Source organism: Rhizobacter sp. P2_D12, from assembly GCF_056404395.1.
Genome location: NZ_JBFUEB010000186.1, coordinates 1 through 7031 on the forward strand (window position 1 = coordinate 1; position 7031 = coordinate 7031).

Annotated in this window: 4 protein-coding genes; 2 read left to right on the top strand and 2 right to left on the bottom strand. The window is 70.8% G+C overall.

Annotated features, from left to right (window positions below):
• A partial coding sequence (locus AC1DYN_RS30960; RefSeq protein ID WP_477966372.1) for a CHASE domain-containing protein occupies positions 1-2987 on the bottom strand: 2987 nt, incomplete at its 3' end.
• A gap of 251 nt (positions 2988-3238) precedes the next feature.
• Between AC1DYN_RS30960 and AC1DYN_RS30965 the strand changes: the two genes are divergently transcribed.
• Positions 3239-3931 (top strand): Hpt domain-containing protein, encoded by a 693-nt coding sequence (locus AC1DYN_RS30965; RefSeq protein ID WP_477966374.1) that lies wholly within the window; start codon positions 3239-3241, stop codon positions 3929-3931.
• Positions 3924-4346: a response regulator transcription factor gene (locus AC1DYN_RS30970; RefSeq protein WP_477966376.1), complete on the top strand. Its 423-nt coding sequence runs from the start codon at positions 3924-3926 to the stop codon at positions 4344-4346. Before AC1DYN_RS30965 ends, AC1DYN_RS30970 begins: the two co-directional genes overlap by 8 nt.
• A 30-nt stretch (positions 4347-4376) precedes the next feature.
• On the opposite strand, the gene AC1DYN_RS30975 is transcribed toward AC1DYN_RS30970, so the two are convergent.
• On the bottom strand, positions 4377-7031 hold a 2655-nt coding region (locus AC1DYN_RS30975; protein ID WP_477966378.1), incomplete at its 5' end, for a TonB-dependent receptor plug domain-containing protein.

A 7031-nucleotide genomic window follows, 5' to 3' on the forward strand; every position in this document is an offset into this window, starting at 1 on the left:
CGGCCCATCAGGCGGCACCAGACGGTGCTGCCGTCCTTGCGGCGCAGCAGGAGTTCGTGGTCGAGCGTCTTGCCCGCAGGGAGCAGTTCAGCCGCGAGCTTCCCCAATGCCGCGTACGACTGCGAGTCCGGGTAGATCGTCGCGCCGGGCTGGCCGTCGAGCTCGCCGTCCTCGTAGCCGAGCAGCTCCGTGCAGCGCTGGCTGACCCGCTCGAACTTGCGATCGCGCGTGTTGGCGATGCCAACCCCGGCGTGGCGGAAGATCACGTCGTGCAGCCGCAGCTCGTACTGCAGTGCCCGCTCGACCTCCTTCTGCCTGGAGATGTCGAACACGAGGACGAAAACGCCCTGCACGACGCCGTCCTGGACGTCGGGGATGTAGTGGCCCTGGGCATGGCGCGTGCGGCCGTCGGCGCACAGCATCACGCGCTCGAACGACTGCCTGCGGCCCTCGAGGGCCAGGCTCACGAGCGGCAGGTTCTGCTGGTACGCGGCCTCGCCGAGCACGTCGCGCATGTGCCGCCCGACGGCGGCTTCGGGATCGATGCCGAACCAGTGGCGGTACTCCGGGTTGCAGAAGCGGTTCAGCAGCCGCGCATCCCAGGATGCGACCAGCGCGGGGATGTTGTCCATGATGCCGTGCAGGTTGGCCTGGGCCCGCCGCAGCGCCGCCTCGGCGGCGGCTCGCTCGGTGATGTCGTGCACGATCACGCTGAAGTAGCGGCCGGCGGCGCCGTGCCAGCTGCCGAGCGAGACCTCGACCGGGAAGGACTTCTCGTCGTTCACGCGCGCGACGGTCTCGAGCGCCCCGGTCGATTCGAGCAGCGGTGTCGCCTGCCGGTCGGCGAAGTACGGCGGCAGCAGCAGCAGGTCCTTGACGTCCCGCCCGGCCATCTCGGAGGCCGTGCATGCGAACAGCCTTGCCGCGGCCCGGTTGCAATACTCGATCCGGCCCGCCGAGTCGAGCACCAGGATGCCCTCGCTCGCCGATTCGGCCAGCGACTCGAAGCGGGTCTGGGCTTCGCTGCGCGCCTCCGCCATGCGTTCGGCCAGTGCCAGCGCGTCCTGCCGCGTCAGCGTCAGCGAGCGCACGACCGTGAAGAGCAGCAGGCTGATGATCGCGCCGGCCACCAGCGTGATCTGGGCCTTCTGGGTGTCGACCGAGGCCTCGAACTCGCGCGTCGACGCCATCGCCAGGGTCCAGCGGTGGCCGGCCACCTCGGCCGGCAGGACGATCGTGAACTGGTGCGGGTAGTGCTGCGGACGGGCACCCGCATTGGAGAACATCAGCGCGGACGCGTCCGTGGCTGCGCCGTCGTAGATCGACAGCAGCGCCGACTGGAGCTGGGCCGGCTTCAGGATGCCGGCGATCAGGTCGCCGGTGCGGAACGGGCTGTAGACGAATCCGGTGAGCGCGGCCCGCCGCTGCGCGACCGTCTCGATGGGCAGGTCGTGCCGGTACACCGGCACGAACATCAGGAACCCGGCCTGCACGTCGGTGTCGGTTTCCTGCTTCAGCGTGACCTTGCCGGTCAGGCGGGCCTGCGCGCTGTCCCGCGCCTGCTCCAGCGCAGCGCGGCGAACCGCCTCGGTCGCGAGGTCGAAGCCGATGGCGCGCCGGTTGCGCTCGTCCAGCGGCTCCAGGTAGAGCACGCTCGTGTACTGCGGCCGCTCGCCCGCCGGCCAGACGTCGTAGCCGGGCAGCCCGTCGCCCCGTGCCCGGGCGACGAACTTCGGCAGCTCGCCCGCGCTGACCTGGGCGGCGAAGCCGATCGCCTGGCTTCCGGGGTAGCGCTTGTCGATCGCGAGCGACTTCGCGTAGCGGCGCCATTCGTCGCGTTCGACGCTGGTCGATGCATCGAACAGGCCGCGACCGCCCTGCAGCGCCTGTTGATAGGCGTGCATGCTGTCGATGATGTCGTACTGGATGTCGGCGCCCAGGGCCGAGAACTGGTCCGCGGCGCGCCGCTCGGTGTCGCGGGCGATCAGGTGCCAGGCGAGGACACTGCCCGCGAGACAGGACAGCAGCATCAGCGTGGGCGCGAACCCGCTGCGCCCGGCCCGCGGCGGGCCGCCCGGCGCCTCGCGTGCAGGCAGCGTCGTGCTCAGCACCATGCCGGTCACGGCACAGAGGGCCAGGAACACGTCCAGCGAGATGAGCGAGTCGTTGGTGGTCGCCTTGGCGAACGGCCCGAGCCCGCGCAGCGTCGCGAGGACGGCGAGCGACGCCACCGCCAGCATGGACAGGGCCTCCCCGGCCCGGCCGTGGCGGTAGACCGACCACGCGATGAACGCGATCAGCAGCCACGCCAGCAGGCGGTCGGCGTGGTGCTCGGAGAACGCGCCGCCGAAGCACAGCGCCCCCACGATCACGAACAGCGCCAGCGTGGGCAGCAGCCGCTTGATGGCGATCGCGCCCGGTCGCCAGCTTCGCCACGCGCGCAGCTGGATCACGGCCGGCGCCACCACGAGCAGGCCGGTCGCATCGCCGAGCCACCATGTGAGCCAGACCGTCGGGGCCACGGAGGGTGGCACGATGGCCAGGCCCACCAGCGTCGCCACGCCGCAGCTGGCCGCGATCAGCGATGCGCCGAGCGACACCGCGACGAAGAGGTAGGCGTCCTGCGGCGACTCGGGCAGGGGACCGCGGACGAGGCGCTTCACCAGCGCGGCGGCCACCCAGGCCTCGCAGGTGTTGCCGAGCGCAATGGCGACCGATGCGCCGGCCGCCGTCCCCGCGTCCGCACCGTTGCCGATGAAGGCAAACAGGTTGGCGAGCAACGCACCGGCGAAAACGCCCGGCGCAAGCCGCCATCCGCCCAGAAGCACCGCTGCGAAAGCGATGCCGGAGGGGGGCCAGATCGGGGACGCGTTCGAGGCCTCGAATGCCAGCCCCAGGCTCAGGCGCGCCGCCACCGCGTAGACCACGGCCAGCAGCAGGATCCGGGCAAACCAGGGCCGTGATGAATTCGAACGCGGGAGATCCATGGGTGGGGCGTCGTGCAGGACGCTTCGGCGTGGAGGCAGGATGGCCCAAGCCCGAGATCCTTGCAAGGCGGCTGCACACACCATCGACCGGCGCGCAGCGGTCTTGACGGGGTTGGGCAGGGTTATCCCACGCGCTTGATCCAGGTCAAGCATCGGGCGGATGCCTGGACGGTGCGCTCAAGATCCCGCGTGCCGCGTCGAAAGCCCGGCACGACGGCCGCTGTCGCGGCCCTGCGCCGATGGCCTCCAGGATGAATCCCGACCTGCCCCCGACTTCGCCCACCGCGGCCTGCGCACGCGTGCTCGTGGCCACCGCCCGGCCGATGCCCGTGCCGCCGGACGCCTGCTTCGACGTGGTGGACAGCGCCGACCTGGCCGTCGAGCAGGCGATGTCCGGCGACTACGCGCTGGTGCTGCTCGACCTGGCACTCGGTGGCATCGGGGCTGCCGCGGCGGCCGACATCCTGCGGCGCGCCGGCGTCGGCTGCCCGCTCGTGGCCCTGGGCGAACCGGCGTCGGGGGGTGCCCCGGGGGACGTCTTCGACCATCGCCTCCCGTGGCCGGTGCCCGTCGAGGCGGTGCGCGCCCTGCTCGCCGCGCTGCATGCCCGGCCGCGCCAGGCCGACGCGCTGGGCGCCGCGATGGGTGACGACTGGATCGCCCGCGAGTGCGCGGACCTGGTCGCGCAATTCCGCGCCGGCTTGCCCGCCACGGCGGCCGGCTTGCGCGCTGCGCTCGAAGAGCGCAACATCGCCGCGCTCAGGTCGATCGTCCACGCCCTCAAGGGCAGTGCCGGTGCCTACGGGTTTGCCGCCGTCACGCAGCGGTGCGCAAGGATCGAAGCCGACCTGCATGCCAGCCGATTCGATGCCGTGTCGGCCGCCGTTGCGTTGGTGCTCGACGACCTCGAGCAGGCCTGCAAGGTCGGACAAGCCCATGGATGACGCGCCAGAAAAATCCGAGCCGCCGGTGATCCTGGTCGTCGACGACAAGGGCGACAGCCGCCAGCTGTTGATGCGCATGCTGCGTGTCGCCACGCGCGCCCTGGTGCGCGAAGCCCGCGACGGCGACCAGGCGCTGAGCGAGTTCCTGGCGCACCGCCCTTGCCTGACCTTCCTCGACATCGACATGCCGGGCACCAACGGCATGGAGGCCCTGAGCGCGATCCGGGCCCTCAGTCCCGAGGCCAGCATCGTGATGGTCAGCGGCACCTCCTCGGCCAGCAACGTCAAGGAAGCCCTCAGCCTCGGCGCGGCCGGCTTCGTCGTCAAGCCCTACAGTGCGGCGCGGATCCTCGCGGTGCTGCGCAACTTCGAGAAGAACAGCGGCCGGCTGCTCGTGAAGGAAGAAGCCGGCTGAACTGCAACTTTCCGGTGCAAAGGCGGCACGTCATCCGCCAAATCGGTGCTCGAACTCCACCCAGCCCTGGCGCCCGTGCGGGCTGTAGAAGCCCACCGGGTAGAACGGCCAGCCGCCGCTGTCGTCGCGTACCGTCTTGTTCGCGACGTTGTTGACGATCAGCGTCAGGCGCGTGCCCTTGGCGAGCTGGACGCTGCCGCTCAGGTTGTGCAGCCATTGCGGCGGCACGAAGCCCTCGTCGCCATCGGCGATGCGGCCGTAGCGGCTCGACGTGAGCGTCGCGCTCCAGTCGCCGAAGCTGCCGTCCAGCGCCGCGACCAGCTTGGTCGGCCAGCCGGTGAAATCACGCGTGCCGACCTGGTTGGTCGCGGTGTCGCCGGCGAACTGCTGGTAAATGAAGCTCTGCACCTGCGTGTACTTCGCACCCACCTGCCAGCGGCCCCAGCCGTCGGTGGCCCAGCGGTAGCGCACGCCCAGGTCGAAGCCGCGCGTGCTCTCCTGCGCGGCGTTGATCGGGTTGACCGCGATCTCGTAGACCTCGCCCGGGCGCACCACCGCATCCGCCGGGTTGCGGCGCACGCGCGACAGCGCGTCGACGCAGCTCGGGCTCGCCGGGTCCTTCGCGCCGCTGCGGCAATCGGCCTCGTCGCGCAGCAGCCTGTCGGCATCGAGCGTCGTGACCAGGTTCTTGATCTCGATCTTCCAGAAGTCGACCGATGCCTCGAACTGCGTGCTCGGCGACCAGACCGCGCCCAGGCCCCAGCTGCGACCGTTCTCGGACTTCAGGTCGGCGCTGCCGTTGCTGACGTAGTTGAAACCGGGCGACACGTTGGCGAACTCGCAGGTCGCCACCGGCTGCCCCGCCTGGGCGCAGCGCAGGTAGTCGGTCGACGACGCGTAGTAGCCGCGGCTCTCGGCGGTGTAGATGTAGCTCATGTCCGGCGCGCGGAAGCTGGTCGCGTGGTTCGCCCGCAGCAGCAGCTCGCGGCTCGGCCTGAACTCGAGGCCGGCCTGCCAGGTCAGCTTGTCGTCATGCCGCCCGGCGAACGCGTAGTCGTCGTAGCGGCCGGCGAGCGTCGCCGTCACCTGCTTCGACAGCGGCGCGTTCAGTTCCGCGCCCAACGCCTGGCGCTGGCGCGTGCCCTTCACCTCGGCCACCTCCTTGGTGTTGTAGAACACGCCCTGCCCCAGCCGTGGGTCCGAGCGGTTGCTGAAGCCTTGCGATCCGATCTCGGCCACCGCCGCGAGCTGCAGCGGCCCGGCCGGCAGTTGCAGCAGCTCGCCGCGCACGCTGGCGCTCAGGCCGTGGTTCCATGAGCGGTTGTCGCCTTCGCTGGCGCCGCTGATCGAGCCGACCTCGGCCGCCGTCAGTGGCGTGTACAGGCGTGCCGGATCGGGAGCGTAGATCGGGACGCCGTCGGCATCGGTGCCCTGCTGCGGCCCGAGGAAGAAGCTGTCGACCGAGGCCAGCAGCCGCGGCGTGACGGTCTTGTTGCGGTAGGCCGACGCGTTGTAGGCGAGCTCGTAGTTCCAGCCGTCGACCAGTTCGCCGCGCGCGCCGAGCGCGAGGTTGCCGGTGCTGTCGCGCCACTCGCGGTTGAAGCGCGTCACGCCGCCCAGTTCCTCCGGGGCGAGGCGGCGCGTCCAGGTCTCGAGGTCGCCGGTGGTGGCATTGCGGAAGTAGCCGCTGCTCGCGCCGAGCGAGGTCCAGTTCGGCCCGCGGGTGTTGTTCTCGGTCTTGGCCACGCCGAGCAGCGCCTCGGCGAACAGCGTGGTCTTCGGAGTCAGCGCGATGTCGAACAGGCCCGCGAGGTTGGCGGTCTCGTTGCCGGTCTGCGTGGTCCAGTAGGTGGGCTGGGCCCGGCCGCTCGCGCAGTAGTTGCGGCTGCCCGCCTGGTAGTGCGTGGTGCTGCCGTCGAACAGCCCGCCGAGCGCATCGCAGGCCGTGCCGGGGTCGACATAGGCGCCGGTGTCGGCATTGCGGCGCGATGCGATCGCCGTCGGCGCGGCGCCGGCCAGCGTGGTGTCGGCCATGAAGTCGCGCTGGCGGCTCCAGATCGGCTGGCGCTTGCCGAGCTCCAGGCCCCAGACGCCGGTCACCGCGTCGCTCGCGATGCCGCCACTGAGCTGCACGCGCAGGTTCTCGCCGCCGCCCTGTTGCGTGGTGCCGGCCTTCAGGTTCAGGTGGACGCCGTCGAGCTGCTTCTTCAGGATGATGTTGACCACGCCGGCGATCGCATCGGAGCCGTAGATCGCCGAGGCGCCGCCGTCCAGGATCTCGATGCGGTCGATCAGCGCCGACGGGATGTTGGCGAGGTTGACGAAGTTGACCTCGCCGTCGTAGGCGGTCGGGTAGTCGGCGACGCGCCGGCCATTGATCAGCGTCAGCGTGTGGTTCGGGCCGAGCCCGCGCAGGCTGATCGCGTTGGCGGCCGGCGTGAAGGTGTTGCCGAAGTCCTCGCCCTGCGTGAAGCCGGTGTTCTGCGTCAGGCCCGCGAGCGCATCGAACACATTGCGGTAGCCCTGGCGTTCGATGTCCTCGCCCTTGATGACGGTGACCGGGCTCGGGCCCTCGGCCTGCGAGCGCAGCAGGCGCGAGCCGGTGACCTGGACGGCGGGGATGCTTTGCGGCTCGGGTTCGGCGGCTTGCGCGGTGATGGCGCCGTTCAGCAGCAAGCCCATGAG